Source organism: Shewanella sp. ISS20 (assembly GCF_056522965.1).
In genome coordinates, this window is the sequence record NZ_JAWRZK010000001.1 from 235366 (window position 1) to 250338 (window position 14973).

Below are 14973 nucleotides of genomic sequence, written 5' to 3' on the forward strand. Positions count from 1 at the left end.
ATTAAGCCTCTTGCGCCTTGGCTGATGCAGGCTCTGTTAGTGTTAGTGTTAGCTCAGCTGATTGAACTAAGTCCGCTGGGCGCAGTTCTACCAATAAACTGCCATCTTTCACTAACTCGCCTTTGGCATAAAAGAAGGCGCTAACAGTGCCATCAAAGGGCGCCGTGATTGTGTATTCCATCTTCATGGCTTCCATCACTAACAAACCTTGGCCAGCCACGACTGTGTCACCTGCGGCCACTAAATGCGCCGCTATGGTGCCATTCATCGGCGCTTTGAGCTTATCTTCAGCATTGATTTTTTGTTCATGTACTTGGCGCTGTACGGCTTTGAAATGATGACTGCCGGTAGCTAAAAACAAGGTGAAATCATCGCCCACCTGACTAAACGCTACCTGCATTTTATGACCATTAATCTCAGCTAATAAGTGCTGCCCACTTAATGTGCCCGTGAGCTCATAAACCTTGTCTTGGATGACTAACTGATAACCATCTTGCTGCTCATTTAGACGTAATTGCTGTAAATGATTGGCATCATCAAGCAACACAATAGTATGCACGCCGTGGCTATTAATTCTAAAACCGTTGCCAAGATCCCAAGGTGAATGCGGGTCGGTGGCGGTTTTATTTAAAGTCTCAGCCTGCTTGCGCGCTAATACTTGATAGAGGGCGGCGCAGGCTAACGCTTGGGCGTGATGGTTGTCATCTTCAACTTGAGTAAGTAAATCATCACCAAAACGTTCAATAAAATTGGTACTAAAGTTGGCCGCGGCAAACTCAGGGTGGGTGGCAATCTTAGTGAGAAACTCCACATTATGCTTAAGGCCGGCAATATGATACGACTCAAGGGCGTGGGCTAAACGCTGCAAGGCGCGTGGGCGCGATTCATCCCAGACTATGAGCTTGGCAATCATAGGGTCGTAAAAGTTACTGATGACATCGTGCTCACGCACCCCAGAATCAATGCGCACATTGGGGCTTAATTTAGGCTCGCGCAGAAATTCAAGTTTGCCGCTCGCAGGTAAAAAGTGGTTGTGCGGGTCTTCAGCATAAATACGCGCTTCAAAGGCGTGGCCACGAATCTGCACTTGCTCTTGGGTTAACGGCAGGGGTTGCCCGCTTGCCACTAACAATTGCCAGTGCACCAGATCTTGGCCGGTGATCATCTCAGTCACGGGATGCTCAACCTGTAAGCGAGTATTCATTTCCATAAAATAGAAACGGTTATCGCTGCCGAGTAAAAATTCCACCGTCCCGGCGCCCACATAGTTAATGGCTTTGGCCGCGGCAACGGCGGCTTGCCCCATCTGCGCTTTAAGCTCGGCTGATAATCCGGGCGCAGGGGCTTCTTCGACGACTTTTTGATGGCGGCGCTGAATCGAGCAGTCTCTATCGCCCAAATAAATAGTATTGCCAAAGGTGTCGGCAAAGACTTGCACTTCAACGTGGCGCGGCTCACGTAAATAGCGCTCAATCAGCAGTTTATCATTACCAAATGACGAGCTTGCCTCGCGGCGCGCAGAGTCGATAGCGCTGTTAAGCTGCGCTGCGTGCTCTACAATCCGCATGCCTTTACCGCCGCCGCCAAAGGCAGCTTTAATGAGTAGCGGAAATCCTATGTCATTGGCATTGCTAATAAGTACGGCATCACTTTGATCGTCGCCATGATAACCCGGCACTAAGGGCACTTGGGCGTTACTCATAATGATTTTGGCGGCACTTTTACTGCCCATAGCTTCAATGGCGGCGCTACTTGGGCCAATAAAGCGAATGCCAGCAGCTTCACATTGGCGGGCAAATGGCGCATTTTCTGATAAAAAACCGTAGCCTGGATGAATCGCCTCTGCGCCTGCTTTTTGGGCTATGGCTAAAATCAGCTCGCCTTTAAGATAAGACTCACTGGGGGCGCTGGCACCTATATAAAAGGCTTCATCGGCCATGGCAACATGGCGCGCGGTTGTATCTGCATCTGAATACAGCGCCACTGTGCGTATGCCTAATTGTTGGGCCGTAGTTATGATGCGACAAGCAATTTCGCCGCGATTAGCAATCAAAATCTTAGTGAACATATTACTGGGCTCCACTGTTTGTGGCGGGCGAAGGTATGGCGCTGTCTTGGCTGCTATCCAAAGGTCGCCAGTTGGGCGCGCGTTTATCAAAAAAGGCATTTAAGCCTTCTTGGCCTTCCGCGGACACGCGAATTCGAGCGATACGTTCACTGGTGTAATCTAAGGTGTCTTGATTGATGGCACCGTCTTCAATATGGCGCAATAAACGCTTCACCCACGCCATGGCTTGCGGACTATTGGCCAGCAAGTGTTGCAGGTGGGTGAGTGCCGCTTGCTCTAAGTTATCGCTAAGCTGGTGGACAATATTAAGAGATAGAGCAATATCAGCATCAAAGCGCTCTGCCGTTAGCATATAGCGCCGCGCTTGGCGTTGCCCCATAGCGCGTATCACATAAGGGCTAATAACCGCAGGGATGAGCCCAAGCTTAACTTCGCTTAGACAAAAGCTGGCATTTGGGGTAGAAATAGCGATATCGCAGCAACAAATCAGCCCTAAGGCGCCGCCATAGGCTGCGCCTTGCACTAGCACTAAGGTGGGTTTAGGGAACTGATCTAGCATATGCATTAAGGTCGCTAATGAGCGCGCATCGTTAAGATTATGCTCAAAATCCAGGTGCGCTTGTTTGCGCATCCAGTCTAAATCGGCGCCAGCGCTAAAATGCTTGCCGCTTGCGCGCAGCACTAATACTTGGCACTGAGTATCACGGCTAAATAAGGCTAAGGCGCTAATCATTTCCGCTATCATCTTGTCATTAAAAGCGTTATGCAGCGCAGTGCGATTGAGGGTTAAGATGCCAACGCCATCATTTAAGTGGCATTCAATGGCGCTAAATTCATGATCGCTAAAGGCTTGTTGGCTAGCGTCTAAATTAAAGGAATTGCTAAGTGTGTTCATTGTCATTGCCTCTTTGGCTTAATTACATCCGAAACACACCAAAATGGGTGTCGGCAATTGGCGCATTTAAGGCCGCAGAAAGGGCTAGACCGACCACGTCTCTGGTTTGCACCGGGTCGATAATACCATCGTCCCATAAGCGCGCGCTGGCATGATAGGGATGACCTTCCTTGTCATATTGGGCAATAATTGGCGCCTTAAATACTTGCTCATCGGCCTTGCTCCACTCTTGCCCTTGGCGGGCTAAACTATCGCGGCGCACTGTGGCTAAAACCCCAGCGGCTTGTTCGCCGCCCATAACTGAAATTCTGGCGTTAGGCCACATCCACATCATAGTGGGCTCAAAGGCGCGGCCGCACATGCCATAATTGCCCGCGCCATAGCTGCCACCTATGATCACAGTAAATTTGGGGACATTTGCGCATGACACGGCCATCACCATTTTGGCGCCATGCTTGGCTATGCCTTCATGCTCGTATTTTTTGCCCACCATAAAGCCTGTGATGTTTTGCAGGAATAACAGCGGAATTTTGCGCTGACAGCAAAGCTCGATAAAGTGCGCGCCTTTTTGGGCCGACTCAGAAAATAAAATGCCGTTATTGGCCACTATGCCGACTAAATAGCCATGAATTCTGGCAAAGCCGCATACTAAGGTTGCGCCATAATTGGCTTTAAATTCATCAAAGTCCGAATCATCCACTAAGCGCGCTATCACTTCTTTGACGTCAAACGGCTTTTTAAGGTCGGTACCCACTATGCCGTATAACTCGTTAATATCGTATTTAGGCGGCAACGTTGGGGTTAATGGGCTAAGGATGGTTTTGCTATGGTTAAGGCGCAGCACGGCGCGTCTTGCCAGCTCCAAGGCATGTTCATCATTGTGGGCTAAGTGATCGGCAACCCCTGAAATTTTAGTGTGCACTGCCGCGCCGCCAAGCTCTTCGGCACTGACTTCTTCGCCTGTGGCGGCTTTTACCAGTGGCGGACCTGCGAGGAAAATGGTGCCTTGCTCGTTCACTATTATCGACTCATCGGCCATGGCTGGCACATAGGCGCCGCCTGCGGTGCATAACCCCATCACCACAGCAATTTGCGGTATGCCTTTGGCTGACATTTGTGCTTGGTTATAAAAAATGCGGCCAAAGTGATCGCGATCGGGAAACACTTCATCTTGGCGCGGCAAGTTAGCGCCGCCAGAATCCACTAAATAGATGCAAGGCAAGTGACAGCGACAGGCTATCTCTTGGGCGCGCAGATGTTTTTTTACCGTAAGTGGATAATAAGTGCCGCCTTTTACTGTGGCGTCATTGGCAATAATCATGCACTCAATACCACTTACGCGGCCAATCCCAGCCACTACGCCAGCAGCAGGCACTTCTTCATCGTACACTTCAAAGGCAGCAAACTGGGCTATCTCTAAAAACGGGGAGCCAGCATCTAGCAGTTTATCTATACGCTCGCGCGCTAACAATTTGCCTTTGGCGACATGGCGCTCGATGGCAATCGGGCCACCGCCTTGGGCAATAGTGGCCAGTTTGGCTTTCAAATCGGTAACTAAGGTAGCCATGGCAGTATGCTTGGCGATAAATTCTTCGCTGCGGGCATTGATGCGGCTTAGCAATTGACTCACGGTAAGTTCCTTCTTTTGCTGTGGCTAATCGGCTGTTGTTTAGGACGCCAGTTTCATCGAGTTAAGTTGATTGCATGCCTCTGGCGTAATAGTCACTCGCCAGTATTGACTACTTAGACTCGTTAAACAGCTCGCGACCTATGAGCATGCGCCGGATTTCTGAAGTGCCTGCGCCAATTTCGTAAAGCTTGGCATCACGCAATAAGCGCCCTGTGGCGTAGTCATTAACATAGCCATTGCCGCCTAAGAGTTGAATGGCATCTAAGGCTAATTTGGTGGCAAGTTCCGCGCTATAAAGAATGGCGCCAGCGGCGTCTTTTCGACTGGCTTCGCCGCGATCGCAGGCTTTGGCAACGGCGTACACATAAGATTTAGCGGCGTTCATGGCGGTATACATGTCGGCAAGCTTGCCTTGCACTAATTGGAACTCGCCTATGCTCTTGCCAAACTGCTCGCGCTCGTGAATGTAAGGTATCACTATGTCCATACAGGCCGTCATAATGCCTAATGGCCCGCCGCTTAACACCACGCGCTCATAATCTAGGCCGCTCATCAAGACTTTTACCCCTTGATTAAGCCCGCCTAAGATATTGTCTTCTGGCACTAAGCAATCTTGAAAAACGAGCTCGCAGGTATTGGAGCCGCGCATGCCCAATTTATCGAGCTTTTGTGCTTGGCTAAACCCGGGAGAATCCCGCTCAACAATAAAGGCGGTAATGCCGTGGGGGCCTTTATCGACATCGGTTTTGGCGTAAATCACATAAGTGTGAGCATCAGGGCCATTAGTGATCCACATTTTGCTGCCATTAAGCACATAGTGTGCGCCTTGCTTGCGGGCGCTTAGTTTCATGGAAACCACATCAGAGCCGGCATTAGGCTCACTCATGGCGAGCGCGCCGATATGCTCGCCGCTAATCAGCTTAGGTAAGTAGCGTTGTTTTTGTTCCTCATTGCCATTACGAGCAATTTGATTGACGCATAAATTAGAATGCGCGCCATAACTTAAGCCGATAGAGGCCGATGCCCGCGAGATTTCTTCCATCGCCACTACATGAGCTAAATAGCCCATGCCAGCGCCGCCATATTGCTCAGCTACCGTGAGACCAAGCAATCCCATATCACCCAAAACTGGCCATAACTCATTGGGAAACTCATTGTTTTTATCGACCATGGCGGCTTGAGGCGCAATTTCAATGGCGGCAAATTGGTTGACGGCTTCACGCAATAAATCAATGTCTTCGCCTAGGCCGAAATTAAAGGGACGGTAGTGAGTATTCATGGCGGGTCCTTGAGGTCTTGTTGATGCTTATTCGGTTGTTATTTTTATTATTATTGGTTTAGTTATGGTTTGGTTGTTGCGAGCAAGGCAACTAAAGCTTGCTCGGTGTTTATGGTCTAGTCGCCATTGGCAAGCGCTGCGCGGCACTGCTGCTCGGCGCTACTTAATTCCATTAACACCACCTTGATATCGTCCATCTGTTGCTGCAAGGCCGTTTTCTTGTCGCTAATTAAGGACAGCATGGTATTAAGCTGGGACACACTGTTTTTATCGGCGTCATACAATTCAAATAAAATACGGGTTTCCGATAATGAAAAACCTAAGCGCTTGCCGCGTAAAATCAGCTTGAGTCTGACCTTATCTTTGAGGTTATAAATTCGGGTTTGGCCACGACGCTTGGGTTTGAGCAGCCCTTGGTCTTCGTAGAAACGAATACTGCGGGTGGTGATATCAAATTCCTTTGATAACTCACTAATTGAATACGTAATTTTCTGACTTTGCGGCATTGTACATTGCACATGTAAATGAATTGCTAACACCTTATATGAAGTTTACGTCAAGGTAAAGATTTTAGGTAAAATCTTGCTGCTATTTCGCCCATGTTCATGCTTGTTGCCATGGCTTATCAATGGCTTAAATCATGACTTAACTAGAGTGTTAGTCAGATATTAACGCGAGCACATAAGGGCGCGGCACCAGCAGGGATATAAGTCTTAGACAGGTAGTTGAGATGCTAGCCTAGGCTAACGTCTAATAGTGATACCCAGTCACCTAAGTCAATAATGGCGTTAGATAAGCGGCTGTGGGCTAACAGACTAAGGGAGTAGGGTATGGCAAGTTCTGATAATGGCTATCAAGATGAGCATTTAGTGGCGAGCGCACTTTTTGCCAATCAAGGCGTGCACCATAAAATCCATCAAGCGTCATTGGATCATCGCGAGCTATTTTGGGCTGAGGCCGCTAAGACCATTGATTGGATTACGCCGCCAACTCGTATTTTAGATTCATGCCGCGCGCGGCTGTATCAATGGTTTAGCGATGGCGAGTTAAATACTTGCTATAACGCGCTCGATCGCCACGTATTAGCAGGCCGCAGTGAGACAATAGCCTTACAGTATGTGAGCCCAGTGACTAACACCCATCAAGCCATCAGTTATGGCCAATTGCTCGATAAGGTGAGTCGCTTGGCGGGGGTATTAACCTCACTTGGCATTACTCATGGCGATCGCGTGGTGATCTATATGCCCATGGTGCCAGAAACGGCTATGGCCATGCTCGCCTGCGCCCGTATTGGCGCTATTCATTCTGTGGTTTTTGGCGGTTTTGCGGCCCATGAATTGGCGGCGCGTATTAATGATGCCAAACCCAAACTTATTATTAGCGCGTCATGTGGGATGGAGCCATCAGGCCCAGTGCACTATAAGCCGCTCCTTGATCGCGCGCTGGAACTCGCTACCCATAACGTCAGCCACACTATTATTTTGCAGCGCCCGCAGGCGCAAGCGGCATTAGAGTCACCTAGAGACTTGGATTGGCACGTTGCGCTTAATGCGGCTACCCCTGTGGGCTGCACGCCAGTCAAAGCCACAGATCCTCTGTATATTTTATATACCTCAGGCACGACCGGCCAACCTAAAGGGGTGGTGCGTGACAATGGTGGTCATGCCGTGGCGCTTATGTGGTCGATGGCCAATATTTTTGATATTAATCAAGGTGATACTTTCTGGGCGGCGTCAGATGTCGGCTGGGTGGTGGGGCACTCTTATATTGTCTATGGCCCGTTACTTATGGGCGCGACGAGTTTGTTATTTGAAGGCAAACCTGTGGGCACGCCAGATGCGGGTATTTATTGGCGCACTATTGCTAAGTATGGGGTACGCAGCTTCTTTACTGCGCCAACGGCCATACGGGCGATTAAGCGCGAAGATAGCCAAGGATTATTGTGCCAGCACTGTGATTTATCCTCACTGCGGCAAATGTTTTTAGGCGGTGAGCGCTGCGATCCTAATACCTTGTTATGGAGCCAAAATTTACTTAAAAAACCTGTGATCGATCATTGGTGGCAAACGGAAACGGGCTGGCCTGTGGCCGCGAATATGATGGGCGTTGCCCCTGTGACTATTAAGCCTGGGTCTCCAGCTTTACCTGTACCAGGCTATGAAGTGCAAGTGGTTGATGAGCATGGTGATGAGGTTGCCGCAGATACTTCTGGCAATATAGTGATTAAGTTGCCGCTACCGCCAGGCACCTTAACTAGCTTATGGCAAAACGATCAGCGTTATATCGACAGTTATTTGAGCATGTATCCTGGCTATTACTTAACTGGGGATGCGGGTTACAAAGATAATGATGGCTATCTTTATATCATGAGCCGCATTGATGACATTATTAACGTGGCGGGTCACAGATTATCTACCGGCCGCTTTGAAGAAGTCTTATGTCAGCACCCTTATGTTGCCGAAGTTGCTGTTATAGGTGTTGAAGATAAGCTTAAAGGGCAAGTGCCTTTAGGGTTAGTAGTGCTGAAACTTGGCGTCGATATTGATGAAAGCACACTTTATGATGAGTTAATTCAGCTAGTTAGACAGCAGATTGGCCCTGTAGCCTCATTTAAGTTAGTGAGCGTTATTCAAAAATTACCTAAGACACGCTCAGGTAAAGTATTGCGCGGCACTATGCGAAAAATTGCAGACAATCAGGAATTTACCATTCCTGCGACCATAGAAGATCCGCAGGCACTTGAATTAGTACGCTACATATTAACTCGCCTAGGTTATGCCGATGCGTTAGTGGCTGAGGCTTAAACCTAAGTAATAGTTAAAGGCGAGAGCAAGTATTAGTTAAGGCTTATCCCATAGGGATAAGCCTTAACCTATTGCAAGTGAATGGTTTTTGCTTAAATTGTGTGCAAATCGATGCTGGGTATCAAGGCTATCGGATTAAGTCACTATGAATTAAGTGGCACATGGTTATAATCCCCGTCAAATTTGGTGTTACCACCTCAGTACCCGTGGGAAAAATAATATGAAAAACCACAGCAAGTTAAATGATATCGCGGTAATCGGTCTTGGCGTGATGGGTAAAAACCTCGCGCTTAACATTTCAGATAATGGTTATAAAGTCAGTGCCTTTGATGTTGATAACCAGAAAATCCATTCCCTCGTTAGCCAAGCTCAAAGTGAAAGCCCGCAGTTAGACCCTCATAGAATTCAGCCATGTCTTGATGTTAAATCACTGCTTAATAGTCTTGAAAAGCCCAGAGTCATAGTCTTGTCAGTTCCCGCTGGCGCGCCTGTTGATGGTGTGTGCGCGGCCTTAATTGAAGCTGGCATAGCAAGCGATGACATAGTTATCGACACTGGCAATAGCCTTTGGACTGATACTGTGGCGCGCGAAAAAAGTTATCAAGGCCAGTTTGTTTTCTTTAGCTCTGCGGTTTCTGGCGGAGAAGTTGGCGCCCGCTTTGGGCCGTCATTAATGCCTAGTGGTAATCTTGATGCTTGGGCGCGAGTGGCCCCAATTTGGCGCGCCATAGCCGCTAAAGTAGATGGCGTCACTGGTTTACCCATTGAGCGCTTTGAACCCGGCAATCCAGTGACAGCAGGCGAGCCTTGCACGACTTATATTGGCCCGAGCGGCGCTGGTCATTATGTCAAAATGGTGCATAACGGCATTGAATACGCCGATATGCAGCTCATTTGTGAAGCTTATCATTTACTCAGTGCTGGTCTTGGCATGGCGGCTGTTGATATTGCGGCGGTATTTGCCCGCTGGAATCAAGGCAGTTTAAATAGCTACTTAATGGGCATTAGCGCTGAGATTTTAAGGCAAGCTGACCCACTAAGTGATAAGCCGCTGGTGGAAATGATCTTAGATTCCGCCGGGCAAAAGGGCACAGGTTTGTGGACAGCGGTTAGCAGCTTACAGATTGGCTGCCCAGCACCTACCATAGCTGAAGCCGTGTATGCTCGCGCTGTCAGTACTCAAAAGGCATTACGCACTGAGCTTAGCACTCGCTTGCAAGGAGTTAATGCCAATACCAGCACTTTGACGGATGACGAGCGCAGCGCATTTATTGATGCCCTTGAAGATGCGCTTTATTGCGCCAAGGTGTGTTGTTACGCCCAAGGATTTCAATTAATGGCGATGACTGCGGCGGAGCAAGGTTGGCAGCTCGATTTTGCTGAAATTGCTAAGATTTGGCGGGCGGGTTGTATTATTCGCGCGACTTTCTTGCAATCTATTACTGAGGCTTATCAAGCAGATAGTAAGCTCAGTCACTTATTGATGGCCGATATTTTTGCAACTAGCTTGTCAGATAAGCAATATCAATGGCGTAAAGCCGTAGCGAGCGCTGTGATGCAAGGCATTCCCGTCCCCTGCATTAGTTCGGCGCTGGCCTATTATGACAGCTACCGCGCACAGACCTTACCCGCCAACTTGTTGCAAGCGCAGCGCGATTATTTCGGCGCCCATAGCTTTGCCAGAATCGATGGTCCAGCCCAAGACAAATTCCATTTCGATTGGAGTGGCACGCGCACCTTAAATAAGCTGTAAGTCGTCAATCAGATGACTCAAGCGCCTTGGCTTATGCCACAGGCGCTTTTTTTATTTAGGGTTTTATTATTGGTGCATGACCTAGCTGTGCATCAGTCATTGCTGCGCAAATACAAACCCAAACCCAAACCCATAATCCCCCCAATACGGATGTTAACTTTTTGTTTACAACTGCTGGCTGCGGTGCAATATTAACTAACTTGGCGATTTTTAAGGGTAAGTACACAGATTGAGTCATTCGCCAGCTAAGTTAATAAGACCCTGAGCCCATCGAACCCTAATCATCCAGTTCAGGCTTTCAAATCCAAAATAATAAGAATAAAGGATTTAACATGAAACTAGTGGTCGCACTTTTGAGTCTCGTTTTAACTGCTTGCTCCAGTATTCCTTCGTTATCTAGCCTGCAATTCTCACTCATGAATGATGACTATATTACCAAGCTCAATGCCGATGATATTCGCGCTAAAGTTATTTCGACCGGCGATGACATTAAGCTTGCCGCCCCAGTGCTAACTTTCACGGCTAAAACTAATCAAAAATTCCATTTCGAACTCGTAAGCGACAGCGTGCAACGCTTTGAACCGAGTAAAGGATTTTTCTTCGCTTCTTTGCCAAAAACTGAATATCTCTATCGTCTATCTGCGCAAGGGCGAGCTGAATTTATCAAGATGCAGCAGCTAGTTAATTCTGGTCAAGTGTCTAATTTGGAATACCATTTAGACTTGCCGCAAGCAGAGACTCATGTGGCAGCTAATGATTTAACCTTGGCGCTTAAGCTTGAATCGCAACAAGATTTTATTACTTTGCTCGATGAGTGGCAATTTGCAAAATCGAGTGAAGTGACGCGTTAACTGCCTTAAGGTAATCGCGGTATCTGCTTAGGCTCACTTGGGTTAGAGCAGTGCGAACATAGTCAGAGTGCAATCAAAAGAGACTGCCACTGTGCCTGAATTAGATTAATACTGGCCTTAGCCAAGTAAAAACCGTCTTGAGGGGCAATTGTTACTGGTTTCTGGGGCGATGGCGCAGTACTATGCCTGCAAGCAGTCGTTGATAGTAACCTTTAGGCGGAAAGTAATGAAATTAGATAAGATTGACAACAAATCTAAGCGTTTACGTAAGAAACTGTACCTCGGTGAGTTTGCCGTATTCGGCTTTCAATTGCAGTGTCAGCTGTCATGCACCACAGATGCGCAGTACGATGCCTTCACTGACGAATTATTTGTATTTTTAGAAGCGCAACAGTTATGTACTGTATGCGGCGCTTCTAAAGGTCGTTGTGATGCCATCGTATTACCAGAAGCCCGTTATGGCGCTCCTGAAGCTTCTGCCATTGCGGCACTGAAAACTTGGTTAGAGAGCCATCCTATGGTGTCTGAGCCTATGTTAGGTGAGTTGCAAGACTTAACCTACGATGAGTTTGAAGTAGTTTAATTAACCTATGGCTAAATGGCTGCTTGGCAGCCCATAGCGTTAAAAATAGCACGTCTTGGACGTGCTATTTTTTTGTCATTTTTTTTTGGCTTTTAAAGCCTATTCAAGTGGTTATGTTATGACGTCTGGACAGCTTGCGCCACCAATGACAAGGTAACTTGATAAGATTTCACAAAGGATGACATAGGTAAAAACTCAAACTTTGAGTGGAAGTTATGGGCGCCAGTAAAGTAATTAGGCGTCACTATGCCCATGGCCGATAACGCAGAGCCATCGGTGCCGCCGCGCATAGCTATAGTTTTTGGGGTGACATCTAATTGCTTAAATGCCGTATAAATCGATTTTACCGCAGGATGATTGGCATCGGCTGTGTTGGCGATATTGGCATAAGTGTCTGTGATTTCAAGAGTAATGCTTGCGCTCGGATAGCTTGCTTGGGTGCGCGCCACCGCTTGAGTTAACACTTGTTTTTTATCGGTAAACTTAACCACATCATGATCGCGAATGGCGGCATCCATGCGGGCGCGGGCGGCATTAGCCTGCATATCGGTAAACCAAATATAACCTTCGCGCCCTTCGGTGTGCTCAGGTCTTTGCAGCGGATCGCATTGATCAATAATATGTTTTGCCACCAAAATTGGATTAACTAACACATTTTTGGCCGACATCGGGTGCGCCGTTACCCCTTTAATATCTATGCGGGCATGCGCCGCGTTAAAGGTTTCATAGACGAGTTCACCGCACTCGCAGCAATCTATGGTGTAGGCATATTCTGGGCAAAAGCGTTGTAAATCTATGAGCTTAACCCCTTTAAGTCCCACTTCTTCATCAGGCACAAACGCGAGATAAATATCGCCATGGGGAATATCATGGCTCAATAAATACTGCGCCATTTCCATGACTACGCTAATGGCGGCTTTATCATCGGCGCCAAGCACACTAGTGCCGTCACTAAAGAAAATATCATCATTAAGATATTGATTGATTTCAGGATGCGCGGTTTTATCAAATTCAATATTCAGTTCGGAGTTCAAGCATAAGCTTTGGCCTGTGTAATGAATTTTTTGCGGTTTAATGCGGGATGATAAGCCGACATCCACTGTATCTAAGTGAGCCACAAAGCCGATGGCGGTGGCTTTGGTATCAGCATTCAGATTGGCTGGGATTTTAGCGGTTAAAATCCCATGACTATCAACCTCACAATCGCTAATGCCCATGGCGTTTAATTCATCGTTAAGCAAGTGCGCCAACTGTAATTGGCCTGGGGTGGATGGTACTTGCTCTTGATTAATGGCACTTTGGCTGTCGATGGCGACATAGCGTAAGAAGCGAGCTTCTAAACGGCTTTCAATACTCATGGGTACTCCAAACATTAAAAAAACAATCAGTATCTATGGTTTTTAGGGATGTTATTGCATTTAGTTGCTCGCTGGATAGGTGTAACCTGAGTTAAACCCCAGCGGTATATCTAATCCCCAAAATAAAAATAAGGTGGCGGTTAATACGATTAATAGGCCAACGCTGTAAGGTAACATCATGCCCACAATCGTGCCCACCTCGGTGTCTTTTACATAGCGCTGACAATACATGATGATGAGCGGATAAAAGGCAAACATGGGGGTTGAGACGTTAATGGCCGAATCAGAAATCCGAAACGCTGCTTGGGTGAGTTCGGGTGAAATGCCGACCGCCATCAACATGGGCACAAAAATCGGCGCTAAAATTGCCCATTTAGACGAGGCCGAGGTGATCACAAAATTCAACACCGCAGTTAATAAGATAATACCGACCACAGTAAAGCCTGCGGGCATATCAAGCATCTTTAAAAAGTCGGCGCCAGAGACCGCAATTAAAGTACCTATGTTTGACACCTTAAAGGCGTATAAGAATTGCGCCGAGAAAAAGACAAACACAATAAAGCCAATCAAGGTCTTTACGACGCGCTCCATGGCCTGGGTCACATCATTAGCGTTGTTAAATTTCCCGACGGCGTAGCCATAAACCAGTCCTGGCAAAGAAAACACCACTAAGATAATCGGCACAATCGCTTGCATTAAGGCGGCTTGGGGTGAGGTTAAACTGCACATCGGGTGCTCTGAGTAAAGAGTCAGCCGGATAGGCGAGGGCGACAATGAGCGCGCCAAAGGCTAATAACCACAAGCTTGCCTTCACAAAGGCTTGATGTTCTTGCGCTGATAATTTGGCATCCACATCTGAGGTATCGATTTCGCAATTAACTGGCCACATTTGTTTGAGGCGTGGCTCGACAATTTTATCGGTAATGTACCAACACACCCCAATGACACCGACTGTGCCGCCGAGGCTGACAAAGTAATTACATAAGACATTGACGTGATAATTAACATCAATAATGCGCGCCGCATCTTGGGTAAAAGATTGCATCACAGGGTCTATGATGGATGGGGTAAAGCTCGCGGTAAAGCCGCCAGCGAGACCGGCAAAGGCCGCGGCAATGCCGGCCAATGGATGGCGACCTGAGACATAAAACATCATGGCGGCCACTGGCATTAAAATGACATAAGCGCTGTCAGACACTACATGTGAAATCACCCCAATTAACACTAATGATGGCGTTAATAACGACATAGGCGTGAGTTTCAGCATCTTTTTAATCAGCACATTCACATAACCTGAGCCTTCAGCTATGCCTATGCCTAAGGTGGCCACTATGGTCATGCCAAGCGGCGGGTAATTAACAAAGTTATTGACTAAGGCTAAGGTGAAATCAATAAGTCGCTGCGGCGTAAACATGTTATTGACGATAATGGCTTCGCTTGACAATGGATGCACATAATCAAACTGCAGATAGGACAAGCCAAGGCTTAACAGCATGCACAGGATTAAGGCATACACAAATAACATAGTGATATTGGGTAGGGCATTACCAGCGCGCTCGACAATATCAATAAACCCCCGCGATGATGGGGAGGTGTTTGGGACAATGACAGACATAAATCACTCACTCTTATTCTATTTTTTGTGAGCACCCGATAGACGAGATCAAAGTTCAGCGTGTGGAAATAAGGTGATGGCTTAAGCGCTTGGTGTTAACCCTTGAGATAAGCACTTAGATGCAGATACTTAGATGT

At 47.5% G+C, this 14973-nt stretch carries 12 protein-coding genes; 4 read left to right on the top strand and 8 right to left on the bottom strand.

Annotation, left to right across the window (positions count from 1 at the left end; all coding sequences use genetic code 11):
- Position 1 precedes the first annotated feature (1 nt).
- The 5 genes from AC1HDP_RS01055 to AC1HDP_RS01075 form a co-directional block, all read right to left on the bottom strand.
- Positions 2–2068: an acetyl/propionyl/methylcrotonyl-CoA carboxylase subunit alpha gene (locus AC1HDP_RS01055; protein WP_479637324.1), complete on the bottom strand. Its 2067-nt coding sequence runs from the start codon at positions 2066–2068 to the stop codon at positions 2–4.
- 1 nt (position 2069) lies between these two features.
- Complete coding sequence (locus AC1HDP_RS01060) at positions 2070–2963, bottom strand: enoyl-CoA hydratase-related protein (RefSeq protein WP_479637325.1); 894 nt, start codon at positions 2961–2963, stop codon at positions 2070–2072.
- Between the two features lie 22 nt (positions 2964–2985).
- A complete protein-coding gene (locus tag AC1HDP_RS01065; RefSeq protein ID WP_479637326.1) occupies positions 2986–4593 on the bottom strand; it encodes a carboxyl transferase domain-containing protein in 1608 nt (535 codons plus the stop codon).
- A 109-nt stretch (positions 4594–4702) separates the two neighbouring features.
- Positions 4703–5872 (bottom strand): isovaleryl-CoA dehydrogenase, encoded by a 1170-nt coding sequence (locus AC1HDP_RS01070; protein ID WP_479637327.1) that lies wholly within the window; start codon positions 5870–5872, stop codon positions 4703–4705.
- A 116-nt stretch (positions 5873–5988) separates the two neighbouring features.
- A complete protein-coding gene (locus AC1HDP_RS01075; RefSeq protein WP_140932008.1) occupies positions 5989–6378 on the bottom strand; it encodes a MerR family transcriptional regulator in 390 nt (129 codons plus the stop codon).
- A gap of 324 nt (positions 6379–6702) precedes the next feature.
- Between AC1HDP_RS01075 and AC1HDP_RS01080 the strand changes: the two genes are divergently transcribed.
- From AC1HDP_RS01080 to AC1HDP_RS01095, 4 genes are all read left to right on the top strand, one after another.
- Positions 6703–8676: a propionyl-CoA synthetase gene (locus AC1HDP_RS01080; protein ID WP_479637328.1), complete on the top strand. Its 1974-nt coding sequence runs from the start codon at positions 6703–6705 to the stop codon at positions 8674–8676.
- 220 nt (positions 8677–8896) lie between these two features.
- Complete coding sequence (gndA, locus tag AC1HDP_RS01085) at positions 8897–10429, top strand: NADP-dependent phosphogluconate dehydrogenase (RefSeq protein WP_479637329.1); 1533 nt, start codon at positions 8897–8899, stop codon at positions 10427–10429.
- 332 nt (positions 10430–10761) lie between these two features.
- The gene (locus AC1HDP_RS01090) at positions 10762–11280 is read left to right on the top strand and encodes a hypothetical protein (RefSeq protein ID WP_479637330.1); all 519 of its coding nucleotides are present in this window, start codon (positions 10762–10764) and stop codon (positions 11278–11280) included.
- A gap of 226 nt (positions 11281–11506) precedes the next feature.
- Positions 11507–11863 (top strand): 50S ribosome-binding protein YggL, encoded by a 357-nt coding sequence (locus AC1HDP_RS01095; RefSeq protein WP_479637331.1) that lies wholly within the window; start codon positions 11507–11509, stop codon positions 11861–11863.
- A 116-nt stretch (positions 11864–11979) separates the two neighbouring features.
- Here AC1HDP_RS01095 and pepT read toward each other — a convergent pair whose 3' ends face one another.
- The 3 genes from pepT to AC1HDP_RS01110 are packed head-to-tail and all read right to left on the bottom strand — an operon-like array spanning position 11980 to position 14836.
- The gene (pepT, locus tag AC1HDP_RS01100; RefSeq protein WP_479637332.1) at positions 11980–13221 is read right to left on the bottom strand and encodes a peptidase T; all 1242 of its coding nucleotides are present in this window, start codon (positions 13219–13221) and stop codon (positions 11980–11982) included.
- A 60-nt stretch (positions 13222–13281) separates the two neighbouring features.
- Entirely contained in the window at positions 13282–13878 is a 597-nt protein-coding gene (locus AC1HDP_RS01105; RefSeq protein WP_479637333.1) for an AbgT family transporter, read from the bottom strand.
- Positions 13838–14836 carry an AbgT family transporter gene (locus tag AC1HDP_RS01110; protein WP_479637334.1) on the bottom strand — a complete coding sequence of 333 codons (999 nt, stop codon included), beginning with the start codon at positions 14834–14836 and terminating at the stop codon, positions 13838–13840. Before AC1HDP_RS01110 ends, AC1HDP_RS01105 begins: the two co-directional genes overlap by 41 nt.
- Between the last annotated feature and the right edge of the window lie 137 nt (positions 14837–14973).

Excerpts from the sequence above, each read along its gene's own strand:
- AC1HDP_RS01075 (WP_140932008.1), bottom strand. The coding sequence starts at position 6,378 with ATGCCGCAAAGTCAGAAAATTACGTATTCAATTAGTGAGTTATCAAAG.
- AC1HDP_RS01060 (WP_479637325.1), bottom strand. The coding sequence starts at position 2,963 with ATGAACACACTTAGCAATTCCTTTAATTTAGACGCTAGCCAACAAGCC.
- AC1HDP_RS01110 (WP_479637334.1), bottom strand. The coding sequence starts at position 14,836 with ATGTCTGTCATTGTCCCAAACACCTCCCCATCATCGCGGGGGTTTATT.
- AC1HDP_RS01070 (WP_479637327.1), bottom strand. The coding sequence starts at position 5,872 with ATGAATACTCACTACCGTCCCTTTAATTTCGGCCTAGGCGAAGACATT.
- gndA (WP_479637329.1), top strand. The coding sequence starts at position 8,897 with ATGAAAAACCACAGCAAGTTAAATGATATCGCGGTAATCGGTCTTGGC.
- AC1HDP_RS01055 (WP_479637324.1), bottom strand. The coding sequence starts at position 2,068 with ATGTTCACTAAGATTTTGATTGCTAATCGCGGCGAAATTGCTTGTCGC.
- AC1HDP_RS01095 (WP_479637331.1), top strand. The coding sequence starts at position 11,507 with ATGAAATTAGATAAGATTGACAACAAATCTAAGCGTTTACGTAAGAAA.
- pepT (WP_479637332.1), bottom strand. The coding sequence starts at position 13,221 with ATGAGTATTGAAAGCCGTTTAGAAGCTCGCTTCTTACGCTATGTCGCC.
- AC1HDP_RS01090 (WP_479637330.1), top strand. The coding sequence starts at position 10,762 with ATGAAACTAGTGGTCGCACTTTTGAGTCTCGTTTTAACTGCTTGCTCC.
- AC1HDP_RS01080 (WP_479637328.1), top strand. The coding sequence starts at position 6,703 with ATGGCAAGTTCTGATAATGGCTATCAAGATGAGCATTTAGTGGCGAGC.